General features: G+C 67.5%; 15 protein-coding genes and 1 tRNA gene. 7 read left to right on the top strand and 9 right to left on the bottom strand.

Annotated elements, in window-relative coordinates:
• Positions 1-6: 6 nt before the first annotated feature.
• From ggt to rsmD, 5 genes are all read right to left on the bottom strand, one after another.
• Positions 7-1,707 (bottom strand): gamma-glutamyltransferase, encoded by a 1,701-nt coding sequence (gene ggt, locus Q0907_RS06440; RefSeq protein WP_299343822.1) that lies wholly within the window; start codon positions 1,705-1,707, stop codon positions 7-9.
• A gap of 94 nt (positions 1,708-1,801) precedes the next feature.
• Positions 1,802-2,050 (bottom strand): YfhL family 4Fe-4S dicluster ferredoxin, encoded by a 249-nt coding sequence (locus Q0907_RS06435; protein ID WP_055940809.1) that lies wholly within the window; start codon positions 2,048-2,050, stop codon positions 1,802-1,804.
• A 145-nt stretch (positions 2,051-2,195) separates the two neighbouring features.
• Positions 2,196-2,690, bottom strand: coding sequence for a hypothetical protein (locus tag Q0907_RS06430; protein ID WP_296282543.1), 495 nt, complete (start codon positions 2,688-2,690; stop codon positions 2,196-2,198).
• Positions 2,691-2,734: 44 nt separating this feature from the next.
• The gene (gene coaD / locus Q0907_RS06425) at positions 2,735-3,244 is read right to left on the bottom strand and encodes a pantetheine-phosphate adenylyltransferase (protein ID WP_296282544.1); all 510 of its coding nucleotides are present in this window, start codon (positions 3,242-3,244) and stop codon (positions 2,735-2,737) included.
• On the bottom strand, positions 3,241-3,885 hold the full coding sequence (gene rsmD, locus Q0907_RS06420) for a 16S rRNA (guanine(966)-N(2))-methyltransferase RsmD (protein WP_299342714.1): 645 nt from the start codon (positions 3,883-3,885) through the stop codon (positions 3,241-3,243). The genes coaD and rsmD overlap by 4 nt, the downstream gene beginning before the upstream one ends.
• Before the next feature lie 168 nt (positions 3,886-4,053).
• Between rsmD and htpG the strand changes: the two genes are divergently transcribed.
• Positions 4,054-5,952 carry a molecular chaperone HtpG gene (gene htpG / locus Q0907_RS06415; protein ID WP_299342712.1) on the top strand — a complete coding sequence of 633 codons (1,899 nt, stop codon included), beginning with the start codon at positions 4,054-4,056 and terminating at the stop codon, positions 5,950-5,952.
• 208 nt (positions 5,953-6,160) lie between these two features.
• On the opposite strand, the gene Q0907_RS06410 is transcribed toward htpG, so the two are convergent.
• A complete protein-coding gene (locus Q0907_RS06410) occupies positions 6,161-6,460 on the bottom strand; it encodes a hypothetical protein (protein WP_299342711.1) in 300 nt (99 codons plus the stop codon).
• 120 nt (positions 6,461-6,580) lie between these two features.
• Here Q0907_RS06410 and ftsY point away from each other — a divergent pair, with 120 nt between their 5' ends.
• From ftsY to Q0907_RS06395, 3 genes are all read left to right on the top strand, one after another.
• Positions 6,581-7,777, top strand: coding sequence for a signal recognition particle-docking protein FtsY (gene ftsY / locus Q0907_RS06405; protein ID WP_299342709.1), 1,197 nt, complete (start codon positions 6,581-6,583; stop codon positions 7,775-7,777).
• A gap of 90 nt (positions 7,778-7,867) precedes the next feature.
• Positions 7,868-8,923, top strand: coding sequence for an A/G-specific adenine glycosylase (gene mutY, locus Q0907_RS06400; RefSeq protein WP_299343820.1), 1,056 nt, complete (start codon positions 7,868-7,870; stop codon positions 8,921-8,923).
• Between the two features lie 3 nt (positions 8,924-8,926).
• Positions 8,927-9,196, top strand: a complete 270-nt coding sequence (locus tag Q0907_RS06395) for an oxidative damage protection protein (protein ID WP_299342707.1) — start codon at positions 8,927-8,929, stop codon at positions 9,194-9,196.
• A 13-nt stretch (positions 9,197-9,209) separates the two neighbouring features.
• Here the strand turns inward: Q0907_RS06395 and Q0907_RS06390 are convergent, their stop codons facing one another.
• A complete protein-coding gene (locus Q0907_RS06390) occupies positions 9,210-9,659 on the bottom strand; it encodes a DUF6491 family protein (RefSeq protein ID WP_299342705.1) in 450 nt (149 codons plus the stop codon).
• A gap of 178 nt (positions 9,660-9,837) precedes the next feature.
• Here Q0907_RS06390 and Q0907_RS06385 point away from each other — a divergent pair.
• From Q0907_RS06385 to Q0907_RS06375, 3 genes are all read left to right on the top strand, one after another.
• Positions 9,838-9,913 (top strand) — tRNA-Phe (locus Q0907_RS06385).
• Between the two features lie 119 nt (positions 9,914-10,032).
• A complete protein-coding gene (locus Q0907_RS06380) occupies positions 10,033-10,743 on the top strand; it encodes an rRNA pseudouridine synthase (protein ID WP_299342703.1) in 711 nt (236 codons plus the stop codon).
• Positions 10,744-11,479: 736 nt separating this feature from the next.
• Positions 11,480-11,788, top strand: a complete 309-nt coding sequence (locus tag Q0907_RS06375) for a hypothetical protein (protein WP_299342702.1) — start codon at positions 11,480-11,482, stop codon at positions 11,786-11,788.
• Between the two features lie 7 nt (positions 11,789-11,795).
• Here the strand turns inward: Q0907_RS06375 and Q0907_RS06370 are convergent, their stop codons facing one another.
• A complete protein-coding gene (locus Q0907_RS06370) occupies positions 11,796-12,839 on the bottom strand; it encodes an alpha/beta hydrolase (protein ID WP_299342700.1) in 1,044 nt (347 codons plus the stop codon).
• A gap of 147 nt (positions 12,840-12,986) precedes the next feature.
• Positions 12,987-14,441 (bottom strand): MFS transporter, encoded by a 1,455-nt coding sequence (locus Q0907_RS06365; RefSeq protein WP_299342698.1) that lies wholly within the window; start codon positions 14,439-14,441, stop codon positions 12,987-12,989.
• Between the last annotated feature and the right edge of the window lie 117 nt (positions 14,442-14,558).

Raw genomic sequence — 14,558 nt, 5'->3', positions numbered from 1 at the left:
CGCCTCTCAGCGTGACGGAGCCGACTCGACGACCTTGGCCGCGCCGACAGGATTGCGCGGGTCGCTGCCACCCATCAGGGTGTTGGTGGTCTTGTCCCACTCCACCGTCTGCAGGTTGCCCCACACGTGGCTGGAACCGCGGCCGCCCTGGGCGCTGTTGCCGGGCACCTTGAAGCGGTGACCCATGGCTTCCAGTGTCTGCTGCGTGGCCGGGCTCAGCGCGTCGGTCTCCATCTCGATCAGGTCCGGCATCCACTGGTGGTGGAAACGTGGCAGCGCAGCGATGGCCTGCGGTTCGAGCCCCGCGTCGTAGCCGAGGATGCCCAGCAGCACCATCGTGATGATGCGGCTTCCACCCGGCGTGCCGAGCACCGCGACCTTGTCCGGCGACTCGAGGAACGTCGGCGTCATCGAGCTGAGCATGCGCTTGCCCGGCTTCGGCGCGTTCGCGTCGTAGCCCATCACGCCGAAGGCATTCGGCGTGCCCGGCTTCAGCGCGAAATCGTCCATCTCGTTGTTGAGCAGCACGCCGGTACCCGGCGGCACCAGCCCGGAGCCGTACAGCAGGTTGACGGTCTGGGTGCCGGCGACGCGGTTGCCTTCGGCATCGATGATGGAGAAGTGCGTGGTTTCCTCGTCCTCGAGCGGCGTCTGCAGGCCGGACAGCTGGTCGCTGGGCGTCGCTTTCTGCGGATTGATCGTGGCGCGCAGTCCGGCCGCGTAGTACGGGCTGGTCAGCGTCTTCATCGGGATCTCGACGAAGTCGGGATCACCCAGGTAGAAGGTGCGGTCGCGGAAGGCGCGGCGCATCGATTCCACCACCAGGTGCGTGCGCTGCGCTTCGTCCAGCTCGGACAGATCGTAGGCATCGAGGACCTGCAGCATCTGCGTCAGCGCCACGCCACCGGATGACGGCGGCGGCGCGGTGGTCACCTGCCAGTCGTTGTACGTGAAGGTCAGCGGGGCGCGCTCGCGCACGCTGTACCCGGCCAGCTCCTTCGCAGTCCATTGCCCGCCCTCGGCCTTCACGCCGGCCAGCAGCAGCTTGGCGGTCTCGCCGCGATAGAACCCGTCGAAGCCCTGCGCAGCCAAGCGTTCCAGCGTGCGCGCCAGGTCGGGCTGCCTGAAGACGTCGCCCTCCTTGATCGGCTTCCCATCCACCAGATAGACAGCACGCGTGCCCTTGTAACGCTCCATGACCTCGCGGCGCGCCTGGTAACCGCGTGCCATGCGTGCGTAGACGGGGAAACCGTCGCGCGCGGTGCGGATCGCCGGCGCCAGCGACGCCTTCAGTGGCAATCGTCCGTATTTCTCCGCCAGGTGCACGAAAGCGGCCGGCAAGCCGGGGATGCCGGCCGCCCACGGGCCGTTCTCGGCGCGATCACGGTTGAAGTCGCCATTCGGCAACAGGTACTTGTCGGGTGTGGACGCGGCCGGCGCGGTTTCGCGCGCATCGACGAAGACGTCCTTGCCGGTCTTGCCATCGTGAAGCAAGAAGAATCCGCCGCCGCCCAGTCCGGAACTGATCGGCTCCACCACCGAAAGCGTCGACGAGACGGCGATGGCGGCATCGAACGCGTTGCCGCCCTGCGCAATGACGTCCAGTCCCGCCTGCGTGGCGAGCGCATGGGCGCTGGCGATGGCGGTGCCAGGGGGGTGGGACGGAGCGGAGCTGCGGACTGCGTCGGCAGCCAGCGCGGCGGGCACGAACGCGACGAAGAACAACAGGACGAACAGACGGCGAGGAATCACGACTTCTCCTGGAACGGCTACCGGGGCGAAGCGCGTGCGTACATGGCGATCAGCCGGCCTGCAGCCTCAGCATCTTCGCCAGCAGGGCTTCGTGGGTCTCAGGATACGCTGGATCGGGGTCGATGCACTCGACGGGGCACACGACGACACATTGCGGTTCGTCATGATGGCCGACGCATTCGGTGCAGCGCGCCGGATCGATCACATAGATCGTCTCGCCCATCGAGATGGCCTGGTTGGGGCAGGCCGGCTCGCAGACATCACAGTTGACGCACAGTTCGTTGATCTTGAGGGACATAAGGTTGCCGTCATCCCGGCGCAAGCCGGGACCCAGCGACTTCATCGCGGCATTCGCCGGGGTACCGAACCACTGGATCCCGCCTTCGCGGGGATGACCTTTCCGCCGAAGCGTGGCCGCCCAAGGGCGGCCACGCGCCGGAAGATCACTTGGCTTCGACGAACACGTATTCGGCGCTGCTCGGGGCCACGGCGGCCTTCACGCGCTCGCTGTCCTCGGCCTTGCCGATGAACAGCACGCGCACGCCCTTGAACGCATCTGTCTCCACACCGGTGAAAGCGGCGACCGCCAGGTCGGCGATCTTGGCGCTGTTCGGCGAGCCGAACGCGATCAGGTTGCCGCTGCTCACGCCGCGCGCGACGGCGCCCTTGGCCTGCTCCAGCTGGCGGCCATACTTGGCCTCGAACTCCGGATCGGTGTCGGCCGGCAGGTAGTACACGTAGGGCGTGTTGGTGATCGTGCCCATGTTGGCGTCGACCACCTTGCTCAGGTATTCCTTCCACGGACCGTCCTCGGTCGTGGCCGGCGCGACCAGGGCGACTTCGGCCGGCTCGGCCGGGGCTTCTTCCTGCTTCTTGCACGCTGCGAACGGCAGCACGAGGCAGGCGGTGAGCATGATGCGGCTTGCGAACTTCTTCATGGGTAATCCCCCTCTTGGTAAAGCGGTTATTGGAATCGTGGCGCTCAGGCGCCCTGCTTGTGGTGCTGCCACTGCGCCTTGAGCGCGGCGGTGACGGCCGGCGGGACGAACCCGGACACGTCGCCTCCCAGCCGGGCGATCTCGCGCACCAGCGACGAGGAGATGAAGCCGTACTGCTCGGCCGGGGTCAGGAACAGCGTCTCGACCTCGGGGATGAGGTGGCGGTTCATGCTGGCCAGCTGGAATTCGTACTCGAAGTCGGATACCGCGCGCAGCCCGCGCAACAGTACGCCGCCGCCCACGTCCTTGACGAAATGGGCCAACAGGCCGTCGAAGCCGCGCACCTCGACGTGCGGATGCCGGGCCACTGCGTCGCGGGCCAGCTCGACGCGCTGGGCGAGCGGCAGCGCCGGGCCTTTGCCCGGGCTTTCCGCCACCCCGATGATCACGCGCTCGAACAGCGGCGCGGCGCGGTCGATCAGGTCGATATGGCCATTGGTGATGGGGTCGAACGTGCCGGGATACACGGCCGTCCGGGTGCGCGCCACAGTCATTCAGTCGTCGCCGGCGGATCGTCGGGACGCAGTGTAGCAGCGGGCTGCGGGGCCGGGGTCCGGTACAGGGCGTAGCGCACGTCCCGAGTGCGGCCTTCCCGGTGCAATATCCAGCCTGCGGGGACCGTCGGCACCCGGTCCGCCGGGGACTCCACGTAGATCCACGCATCCGCCTCCAGCCGGGGCACGAGCGCGGCCAGCGCGCGCTCCCACAGGCCCTCGGCGAAGGGCGGATCCAGGAAGACCAGGTCGAAGGTGTCGGCGCACCCGGCCAGCCACGCCAGCGCATCCGCCGCATGGACCTCGGCATCCGCCGAGAGCTTCGCCACCGCCTCGCGCAACGCCATGGCCAGGCCGGGATCGCGCTCCACCAGCACCGCCTGTGCGGCCCCGCGCGAAAGCGCCTCGAGCCCCAGCACGCCGGTCCCGGCGAACAGGTCGAGTGCGCGAGCGCCCGGAAGCGCCGGCATCAGCCAGTTGAACAGCGTCTCGCGGACGCGATCACCGCTGGGCCGCAAGCCCGGGCGGTCCGGCACCGCCAGCTTCGTGCCGCGCCAGCGCCCGCCGATGATGCGCACGTGGCCGAGGCCACGCGGCGCGGGGACGGGAGCGGAGGGTGGCCGGCGGGCGCTGCGGGACATCGGGGAAGGGGGCGACGGAAGGCCCCGCATGATACGGCCCGGCCATGACGCGCGGGGCTTGCCCCCCCTCCGCGGCCCCGCCCGGTTGAGAAAGCCACGCCCGGCCCATACACCGGACGCATCGGCCGCCGCGCGCGGCCCAGACGAATGCCATGGAGCACGACCGCGATGACCGTTGAAACCCGCAAAGAAACCCTGGGCTTCCAGACCGAGGTGAAGCAGCTGCTGCAGCTGATGATCCACTCGCTCTATTCGAACAAGGAAATCTTCCTGCGCGAACTGGTGTCCAACGCTGCCGACGCCGCCGACAAGTTGCGCTTCGAGGCGCTGAAGGACCCGAAGCTGCTGGAGGAAGACCCCACCCTGCGCATCCGCGTCGGCTTCGACGCCACCGCGCGCACGGTGACCATCGACGACAACGGCATCGGCATGAGCCGCGAAGAGGCCATCGCCCACCTCGGCACCATCGCCAAGTCGGGCACCGGCGAATTCCTGCACGCGCTGTCCGGCGACCAGAAGAAGGACGCCAACCTCATCGGCCAGTTCGGCGTGGGCTTCTACAGCGCCTTCATCGTGGCTGACCGCGTGGACGTGCTCAGCCGCCGCGCCGGCCTGCCGGCGAACGAAGGCGTGCACTGGTCCAGTGCCGGCGAAGGCGATTTCGAGGTCGCCACCGTCGACAAGCCCGAGCGAGGCACGCGCATCGTGCTGCACCTGAAGGACGGCGAGGAAGGCTTCGCCGACGGCTGGAAGCTGCGCGGCATCATCAAGAAGTATTCCGACCATGTCGGGCTGCCGATCGAGATGCCGAAGGAACAGCACGGCGACGAAGCGCCTGCCCCGCCGGCGTGGGAAGCCGTCAACAAGGCGAGCGCACTGTGGACGCGCGCCAAGTCCGAGATCAAGGACGAAGAATACGCCGAGTTCTACAAGCACATCGCGCACGACTTCACCGATCCGGCGGCATGGGCGCACAACAAGGTCGAAGGCAAGCTCGAATACACCTCGCTGCTGTACGTGCCGGGCCGCGCGCCCTTCGACCTGTACCACCGCGACGGCGCCAAGGGCCTGAAGCTCTACGTGCAGCGCGTCTTCATCATGGACCAGGCCGAACAGTTCCTGCCGCTGTACCTGCGCTTCCTGCGCGGCGTGGTGGACTCGTCCGACCTGTCGCTGAACGTGTCGCGCGAGATCCTGCAGTCGGGCCCGGTGGTGGATTCGATGCGTTCAGCGCTGACCAAGCGCGCGCTCGACATGCTGGAGAAACTCGCCACGGACAAGCCCGAGGACTACAAGGCGTTCTGGACGAACTTCGGCCAGGTGCTGAAGGAAGGCCCGGCCGAGGACTATGCCAACCGCGAGAAGATCGCCGGCCTGCTGCGTTTTGCCTCCACGCACGATGCCTCCGGTGCGCCCAGCGTCTCGCTGGCCGATTATGTCGGCCGCCTGCAGGAAGGCCAGGACAAGCTGTATTACCTGACCGGCGAATCGCATGCGCAGATCAAGGACAGTCCGCACCTGGAGATCTTCCGCAAGAAGGGCATCGAGGTGCTGCTGCTCACCGACCGCATCGACGAGTGGCTGATGGGATACCTGACCGAGTTCGACGGAAAGTCCTTTGTCGACATCGCGCGTGGCGATCTGGACCTGGGCGCGCTGGAGAGCGAGGACGACAAGAAGGCGCAGGAAGAAAGCGCCAAGGCGAAGGAAGCGCTCACCGGCCGCATCAAGGCCGTGCTCGGCCATGACGTGGCCGAGGTTCGCGTCTCGCACCGACTGACCGACTCGCCGGCCATCCTCGCCATCGGCCAGGGCGACCTGGGCCTGCAGATGCGCCAGCTGCTGGAAGCCAGCGGCCAGCAGGTACCGGAAAGCAAGCCTGTGTTCGAGTTCAACCCGGACCATCCACTGATCGCCAAACTGGATGCCGAAAGCGACGCGAACCGCTTCGACAGCCTCACCCGCGTGCTGTTCGACCAGGCCGCACTGGCAGCGGGCGAGAGCCTCAAGGACCCGGCCGGGTACGTGAAGCGGCTCAATGCGTTGCTGCTGGAGCTGTCGGCGTAAGCGACGCCCTCTCGCTGCTCCCCTCTCCCCGTGCAACGGGGAGAGGGTGCCGAAGGCGGGTGCGGGGCGAGCGGAGGCAGCGGGCTCTGGCGCCTTTAACCGGTACCAGACGCAGCCTACGGTGGGCGCAGCGTGCGACCGAGAAAAGCGCCCCTCATCCGCCCTCCGGGCACCTTCTCCCCGCGCGCGGGGAGAAGGGATCGCATTCCTACGCGCTGATATCCAGCAGGCTGCCCAGCGTCTGGTCTGCCACCTTGAGCACGAACAGGTTGGCGCCGGCCATCGCCTTGTAGGTCAGCATCGCGGCCACGTCCTCGATCGGCGCGGCCGGATCGGTGGATGCCCCGACCACGTGCGCGGACACACCGCCTGTCGCTTGCGCGGACAGCACCACGGCCTGCCGGGTGGCATCGGGCGTGGCCAGATTGGCGAGATTGTGCGCCGCAGCCTGAAGACCGGTCGAGGCGGCCCGCAGGCCCGAGTTGGCGATACCGGTGATGGCGTGCATGCGGGGATTCCGGGTTGTCCGCCCTCGATATCGGCCGTGCCTGGCCCCACTTGAGTTCCCGTGCCCGGGCGTCCGACAGCCGGGTGGTAGCATGTGGCCCTCCTCGAGATACCCCCCGCGATGATCGGTTTTTTCCGCCGCAAGAAGCCCCAGGACGGCCCCGACGCCGCCCAGACCCGCCCCAGCACCGAAGAGCTCGCCGCCGCCTTCCCGCGTGCGCCCGGCGAGCCGATGCCGACCGACAGTGGTCCGGCGTCCGTCCCCGCCGCGGACGACACCGCGCCCCAGGCGGATGCAGCGGCCGACGACATCGCGCCAGGTTCCGTCCCCCCTGCCCCGCCCGCCCCCCATCCGGATGAAGAAGCGCGCACGGACGCGGCCCCCGCCGCCGCCGCGGGCAAGTCCGGCTGGCGCGACCGCCTGCGCCGCACGAGCGCCGCGCTGGGCCTGGCTGGCCTGTTCACGCGCAACCCGCGCCTGGACGACGACCTGCTGGACGAGATCGAGACCGCGCTGCTGACCGCCGACGTCGGCGTGCCTGCGACCACCGCGATCGTCGAGGACCTGCGCAAGCGCATGAAGGAACGCGAGTTCGCCGACGCGCAGGCGCTGCTGAAGGCGCTCCGCGCGGACCTGATCGCACTGATCACGCCGGTCGCGAAGCCGCTGGTGATCGATGCCGGTCGCAAGCCATTCGTCGTGCTGACCGTCGGCGTCAACGGTGTCGGCAAGACCACGACCATCGGCAAGCTCGCGCGCCGTTTCAAACAGGACGGCCACAGCCTGATGCTGGCCGCGGGCGATACGTTCCGCGCTGCCGCGGTCGCGCAACTGCAGACGTGGGGCGAACGCAACGGCGTGCCCGTCATCGCGCAAGGCCAGGATGCGGACGCCGCCTCGGTAGCGTTCGACGCACTGCAGTCGGCCAAGTCGCGCGGTTTCGACGTATTGATTGCCGACACTGCCGGCCGCCTGCACACCCAGACCGGCCTGATGAACGAGTTGGGCAAGATCCGCCGCGTGCTTGGCAAGATCGATGCGGATGCGCCTCACGAGGTGCTGATGGTCATCGACGGCACCACCGGGCAGAACGCGCTTTCGCAGCTGCGCCAGTTCCACGCGGCCGTCGGCGTGACCGGCCTGGTGGTCACCAAACTGGACGGCACGGCGAAGGGCGGCGTGGTGTTCGCGCTCGCACGCGAATTCGGCATTCCGATCCGTTATGCCGGCATCGGCGAGCGCGTGGAAGACCTGCGCGTATTCGATGCGGAATCCTTCGTCGACGCGCTGCTGCCGGAAGCGCTGGGTGGCGGCTGACATCGGAGCCTCTGCTGTTGTGGGAGCGACGTCAGTCGCGATGACGCCATCGCGGTGGCCGATCGCGACTGACGTCGCTCCCACAGGACGCTGCACGTGAGCGCTGACTCCTTCGCGCAGCGCCTGCTTGGCTGGTTCGACCTGCATGGCCGCCACGACCTGCCGTGGCAGCATCCGCGCACACCGTACCGCGTGTGGCTGTCCGAGATCATGCTGCAGCAGACACAGGTGGCCACGGTCATTCCGTACTTCCTGCGTTTCGTCGATCGCTTCCCGACCTTGCCCGACCTTGCGGCTGCCACCACCGACCACGTGATGGCGCACTGGGCGGGACTGGGCTACTACGCCCGTGCCCGCAACCTGCATGCCGCCGCGAATACCTGCGTCGCCGACCATGACGGCGACCTGCCGCGCGATTTCGATGCGCTGCATGCGCTGCCCGGCATCGGCCGCAGCACCGCCGGCGCGATCCTGTCGCAAGCGTGGAACTACCGTTTCCCCATCCTCGACGGCAACGTCAAACGGGTGCTCACGCGCTTCCACGGCATTGCCGGGTGGCCCGGCCTGCCAGCGGTGGAAAAGCAACTGTGGGCGTTGGCTGAAGACCATTTGCTCAACGTCCCCGACGGCCGGCTCGCCGACTACACGCAGGCGCAGATGGATTTCGGCGCCACGCTGTGCACGCGCGCCAAGCCTGCATGCGGGATATGTCCGGTACAGGACGACTGCGTGGCGCGTCGCGAGGGGCTCACCGGCGCGCTCCCCACCTCCAAGCCGTCGAAAGTGCTGCCGGAACGCGAAGCGGTGGCGCTGTGGCTGGAAAACGCGGATGGCGAGATCCTGCTGCAGCGGCGTCCGGAGACCGGCATCTGGGCCTCGCTGTGGACGCTGCCGCAAGCCGACACCGATGCCGGCCTGCGCGACTGGTTCGCGCGCGAGATGAAGGGCGCGTACGACAACGTCGAAGAACTGCCTGTGGTCGTGCACACCTTCAGCCACTACCGCCTGCACCTGCAGCCACTGCGCCTGCGCAAGGTCGCCCTGCGCGCCGTGGTGCGCGACAATGACGACCTGCGCTGGGTGGCGCGCGGCGAGCTCGCCGCGCTGGGCTTGCCCGCGCCGATCCGCAAACTGCTTGGGAATTGACTGATGTCGCGCACCGTCTTCTGCCAGTACGAACAACGCGACACCGAGGGGCTCGACTTCGTCCCCTATCCCGGCGAGCTGGGCAAGCGCATCTACGCGGACATCGGCAAGCCGGCCTGGTCGGCCTGGCTGGCGCACCAGACGATGCTGATCAACGAGAACCGGCTGTCGCCGCGCGACCCGAAGCACCGCGCATTCCTGGAAGCGGAGCTGGGAAAATTCCTGTTCGGCGGTGGCGCGGACAAGCCGGCGGGCTACGTCCCGACGCCCTGAGCCCGCATGCCCGTCACGGCTTGGCCTGGCGCTCCACCGCCGACGCCTCGCGCAACTCTTTCTCGCTGGCACGCAAGGCCTTGACGTCCAGCGGGCGGATGGTCTCGATGCGGCAGGGAATCTTGATGGGGGACGTGCCGGGACCGACCGGCAGGACGTCATCGAAACGCGCATTCACCCGGTTGGCGAACTGGGTGATGCTGATGGCGGCGGCCGACTCCAGATCTTGGCAACGGCCGGCGAACTCGAGCAGGTAGCCCTCCTTTGGCTTGGTCCAGACCGCGAGCGCCGAATCGCCCACCGGGGTCCAGCCATTGAGATGGCCGAGGTAGCGGAAATCCTTGACTGGCTCACCGGCATGGTCGCGATAGAAGGCCAGCCTCTCGGCCGGGCTCAGCTTGCCGGTGGCGCAGCCTGCCAGCAGGAGGGAGGCCAGCAGGGCCGTGGGAATCAGGCGTTTCATGGGCGGACTCCTGTCGTTCGGGAGAAGGGCTGTCGATAACGCCGATGATGCGCCGGCGGCGGACAGGCGGCGCAGGCCCTGCGAACCGCGTTCAGCCCGGATGCGGCTTGCCATCCTTCACCCCGATCCGTATCATCTGCGGCCTTCGCACCGGCAGCGCCGGCCCGCGACCGTTCATGGCCTGGTAGCTCAGTTGGTAGAGCAGCGGATTGAAAATCCGCGTGTCGGTGGTTCGAATCCGCCCCGGGCCACCATATCGATTCCGGAAGGCCCGCAGCGATGCGGGCCTTCTTCGTTTGTATCGGCTGCCTCGCCCCCGCGCGGATCGCGTCCGCCACGAAGCGACCTTCTACCTCCGAGATATCCGGCGCCCATGTCCGAACCCATCCGCCTTGCCAAACGCGTTGCAGAACTGACCGGATGCTCGCGCACGGAGGCCGAGCAGTACATCGAAGGCGGCTGGGTCACCGTGGACGGAGAAACCATCGAAACGCCACAGCACCCGGTGACCACGGAACGCGTGGAGATCGATCCGGCGGCAGAACGGGGCGCGGTCGAGCCGGCCACCCTGTTGCTGCACAAGCCGCAGGGCGTGGCGTGGCAGGACGCGCCGGCACTCGCGACGCCCGAGGCACACATGGACGGTGACGACAGCGGCGTGCGCCCGCTGAAACGCCACTTCCATCGCCTGACGCCGCTCGTGCCGCTGGACGACGAAGCGAGTGGCCTGGTCGTGCTCAGCCAGGATGGCCGGGTGTGGCGCCGCTTGTCCGAAGACTACGCGCAGATCGAGCAGGAGTTCGTGGTGGAGGTCCGAGGCGCGACCGACCCCTACACGCTCAGCCGCATCGGTCTCGTGGCGGCCTATCGGGGCCAGGGCCTCGCGCCCTGCAAGGTCAGCTGGCAGAACGAAGTGCGCCTGCGCTTCGCGATCAAGAACGTGCAGCCCGGCGAACTGCGCCACCGATGCCGCGAAGGCGGCCTGGACGTCGTCTCGATCCGGCGCCTGCGCATCGGCCGCGTGGCGCTGTCGAAGATGCCGGCAGGCCAGTGGCGTTACCTGCCGGCGGGTACGCGCTTCTAGCCGGCCGCCGCGTCGCGCGCGCGGCGGATTCGCATGCAACGAACCAGCGCCCGCATGCGTTGATGTTAGGCAATCGCAGCGTGCCGCGCCGCGGGTCGACAAGGATTACTAGGAGCTGCGACAGCGCGCCGTGGCCTCGCCTACCGAGAAGAACCGGCAGAGCCTGGCAGAAGCTGCAGCGGCAGGTGACGCTCGCGATGCGGCCGGAGCGGCGTGGGCCGAAGGTCGCTGCCCGCCGCGCTAGCGCAACGCGATCGCGGGAGACGTGCGGATCGGCAGCGATGCCGCTGTGATCGGCGCAGAGCGGGAATCTTGTCGCATCCGTTCCGCAGACGAGGGCTGCGTCATGCATCGTGATTGGCCGCGCTCGAAGCCCTTTCCATTGCCATGCAACCACGTCGCCAGCAGGATCAGGGAGGCACCGCAGATCCTGAGGATCGTGCGGGAATTCGCGTCGGGGGGCATGGCATCGGACTCGGTGAACAGATGGGACTGGGCGACCGGGGTGCTCTGTGGCGCGCGGCAGGCCGTCCGCTACCCCTATCGGCAAGCACGCCCTGTGCCGGACAGAAGACCTGAGCGGGCAGCATGCTCACGCGATCCAGACACGTAGTAGCCGACGCTGAACGCTGAAACGATGCTGCATGCCGGGGCACGGGATGTTGACACCGCCGCCACGTGCCTTGCCCCAACGTCTGCGGCATCTCAGCTCCGGAACACGCGCGTGAACATCGTCATGAAGACATCCCCGCATGTCCTTCCCGAACGCTTCGCCTGGCACCGCACCGACGCCGGCCACGAACTCCGAGTGGATGACGCTGCGATTGCCGAGGTGCGACCCGTCAACGCGGGCCTGGTGCTGCGCGTGCTGGTCGACATGGGCGACATTTCGCCGTTCGAAATGGCGGTTCGCTGCGAGGAGCGTGCGATCGGCTGGGCTACCCAGTGGGCCCGCCAGCGTGCGGGACTGCTGTGCCGATATGTGGACCGTCAGCCTGTGCAGCCGCCGCGCGGCGTCGACCCCGGGATGGCGCTGGCAGGGTGATGCGGCATCACGGCGCGTCGCGCGGGGACCGCGTCACGCGATCAAGGAAGGCGACGCTTCGCTCCATGGCCATGCGCCCGGCATCGCTGTCGAGATTGAACTGGTATTCGTGGCCCAGTGCGGGAACATGGTCCTTCGGAAAGAACAGGGCGTCCACGGCGACCCCCTGCTCTTCCAGCGCGGCGGCCAGCGCACGTGAGTGCGGTTCCAGAGGATCGGCGTTGCCTGCGCTGATGAAGGTTGGTGGAAAGGCCGGGGTGACGTGGTGCACGACGGAGAACGTGTGCAACCGGGGATCGTCTCGGAAATCCTTCCGGCCAAGGTACGACCACAGGACGGTACGCATGAAGCCTGCGAACGGGCTGTCCCACTCGACCAGGCCGGCATCGTAGGGACCGCAGTACAGCAGTGTGCCCGCGAGTTGTCCCGCTCGCAGGGACGGGGCGATGCCGACACGACTGGCGTGCTCGGGTGAGGTGGTGATGGTCGCCACTTCGGCCGCGATCTGCGCGCCTGCCGAGTCCCCGGCCAGAACGATGCGGCTGGCATCGACATTCAGGTCGCCCGCATTCTCCTGCACATAGGCCAGCGCCGCATTCAGCTGCCGCGCAGGCGTGGGCCACGTCGCGCCTGGCGCGATCGAGTAGTCCACGTTGACGACCACGACGCCCCGTGCGGCGAGGATGCGCAGGTAGTTGGCGACGTCCTCCCGGCGACCGGACACGAAACCCCCGCCGTGCACCCACACCACCGTGGTCAGCCGCCGGGTGCTTCCCTGCACGTCCGCGGGGAAGTAGACGTCGAGCAGCGCATCGGGATCCTTCGCATCGTAGGACAGGGCGCGCTTCTCGGTGACGCCCGGGGGCAGATGCTTGCGCAGGGCATCGGACGCATCGGCCGCGCCGCGATCGAACGCCCAGCGGATGAGCAGCACGGAGGGCCACGGGCTCAGCTGGAACACGGTCCATGTCCCCACCCCTGCGAACACCACCGCCAGCGCGATCCGTATCGCCCACCGACGCGTGCCGCCACCCCGCCTCTCGGTCGCCATCGCCGTTCCCGGTTTCCCAGCCCGGCGCCGATGGTGCGCCTTTACGGCCGCGGCGCAAAGGGGAGGCAAAAAAAAGAAAAGCCACCTGGCTGGAGAGTAGCCAGGTGGCTGGGGACACGCGCCGGCCTCTCTCCGGCGCGCATGCACTCAATGACCGTTGCCGGCCGCCAGCTTGTCCAGATCGATGCCCTGGTTGCGCAGTGTGCGGGTCGCGGCAATGGCGTAGTACGCCAGGTAGGCGAAGCACAACACGCCGACGATGAAGCTGTAATGGATGCCGACCTTGTCGGCCAGCGCACCCTGCGCGATGCTGACGAAGCCGCCCCCCATGATCATCATGATCAACAGGCTGCTGCCCTGGTTGGTCTTGTCGCCCAGGCCGGTGATGGCCAGCGCGAAGATGCACGGCCACATGGTGCTGCAGAACAGGCCCACGCTGATGAAGGCCACCACGCTGGTCCAGCCGGTGGTGAACATGCCGATCAGCAGTGCAGCGATGCCGCAGAACGCGAAGTACAGCAGCATGCGCGCCGGATTGCCCCTGCTCGCCAGCGTGGCCAGGATCATCAGCACGATGACGGCGGCGTAGCCGAAGAACTGGGACACCTCGTGGCGCATGATGGCGTTGACGGCGAGGAATACGCCGAACGCCAGGTAAGGCAACAGCAGCGTCAGCCAGCGCTTGGCTCCGGAACTGACATTGAACGCGCCCGCCGCACCGCCCCAGCGCCCGATCATCAAACTGGCCCAGTACAACGACACGAACGGCGCGATCTGCGAGGTATCCAGACCCAGCCCCTCCGGCGATTCAAGATATGCCGGCAGGTTGCTGATGGTGGAAACCTCGACGCCGACGTAGACGAAAATGGCGATCATGCCCAGCACCAGCTGCGGATACGCCAGCGCCGACTTCTTGTGGATCAGCTTGCTGCTGTCCTGCGCCTCGGTCTCCGAAAGCTTCTCCAGGTCGATGTGATTGGGCACCGAGGAGAACTTCAGGAAGACGGCCACCAGGATGAAGGCGACACCCAGCACCAGGTACGGCGTCTTGACGCTTTCGATGCTGGCTTCGGTGTTGCCGCTCAGCACGCTGCCGAAAATGGCCAGGCTTACCAGCAGCGGGCCGATGGTGGTGCCGAAATTGTTGATGCCGCCCGCCATCGTCAGGCGCTGCGCACCGGTCTTCGGATCGCCCATGACGATCGCCAGAGGATTGGCGGCGATCTGTTGCAGTGAGAATCCGAGGCCGACGATGAACAGACCCGACAGCATCAGGCCGAACGAACCGGTGTTGGCGGCCGGATAGAACAGCAACGTGCCGAGCGCCGAAATGACCAGCCCCAGGCAGATGCCGTTCTTGTAGCCGATCTTGTTGAGCAGATCGAGGCCGATCAGCTTCGAGACCGCCACGTAGATCAGGGACCCCACGGTGTACGCCACGTAGAACGCAAAGGCGACGTACTGGCTCTGCGCCTGCGTCAGGTTGAACGCTTTCTTGAACACCGGGATCAGGATGTCGTTGCTGGCGGCAACGAAACCCCAGAAGAAGAACACGGTGATCAGCACGCCGAACTGCGACCATCGGGTGGTTTGTGTGGTCATGGATTGGTATGCCTGCTTGAAGAGGATCCGGACGGAGCGGCCAGCCTACGGAGCGGCCGCGCGATTGCAACTTGCACTGCGTCAGCCGCGCCCCGGGGCCCTGCGGCCATGGGGCGT

Origin of the sequence: uncultured Pseudoxanthomonas sp. (genome assembly GCF_947498795.1) — a bacterium.
Lineage (GTDB): Bacteria > Pseudomonadota > Gammaproteobacteria > Xanthomonadales > Xanthomonadaceae > Pseudoxanthomonas_A.
This window is presented reverse-complemented; position numbering and strand designations above follow the sequence as displayed.

Excerpts from the sequence above, each read along its gene's own strand:
- Q0907_RS06430 (WP_296282543.1), bottom strand. The coding sequence starts at position 2,690 with ATGAAGAAGTTCGCAAGCCGCATCATGCTCACCGCCTGCCTCGTGCTG.
- Q0907_RS06365 (WP_299342698.1), bottom strand. The coding sequence starts at position 14,441 with ATGACCACACAAACCACCCGATGGTCGCAGTTCGGCGTGCTGATCACC.
- rsmD (WP_299342714.1), bottom strand. The coding sequence starts at position 3,885 with ATGTCCCGCAGCGCCCGCCGGCCACCCTCCGCTCCCGTCCCCGCGCCG.
- Q0907_RS06435 (WP_055940809.1), bottom strand. The coding sequence starts at position 2,050 with ATGTCCCTCAAGATCAACGAACTGTGCGTCAACTGTGATGTCTGCGAG.
- Q0907_RS06375 (WP_299342702.1), top strand. The coding sequence starts at position 11,480 with ATGAAGACATCCCCGCATGTCCTTCCCGAACGCTTCGCCTGGCACCGC.
- Q0907_RS06380 (WP_299342703.1), top strand. The coding sequence starts at position 10,033 with ATGTCCGAACCCATCCGCCTTGCCAAACGCGTTGCAGAACTGACCGGA.
- Q0907_RS06395 (WP_299342707.1), top strand. The coding sequence starts at position 8,927 with ATGTCGCGCACCGTCTTCTGCCAGTACGAACAACGCGACACCGAGGGG.
- Q0907_RS06370 (WP_299342700.1), bottom strand. The coding sequence starts at position 12,839 with ATGGCGACCGAGAGGCGGGGTGGCGGCACGCGTCGGTGGGCGATACGG.
- coaD (WP_296282544.1), bottom strand. The coding sequence starts at position 3,244 with ATGACTGTGGCGCGCACCCGGACGGCCGTGTATCCCGGCACGTTCGAC.
- htpG (WP_299342712.1), top strand. The coding sequence starts at position 4,054 with ATGACCGTTGAAACCCGCAAAGAAACCCTGGGCTTCCAGACCGAGGTG.
- Q0907_RS06410 (WP_299342711.1), bottom strand. The coding sequence starts at position 6,460 with ATGCACGCCATCACCGGTATCGCCAACTCGGGCCTGCGGGCCGCCTCG.
- Q0907_RS06390 (WP_299342705.1), bottom strand. The coding sequence starts at position 9,659 with ATGAAACGCCTGATTCCCACGGCCCTGCTGGCCTCCCTCCTGCTGGCA.
- ftsY (WP_299342709.1), top strand. The coding sequence starts at position 6,581 with ATGATCGGTTTTTTCCGCCGCAAGAAGCCCCAGGACGGCCCCGACGCC.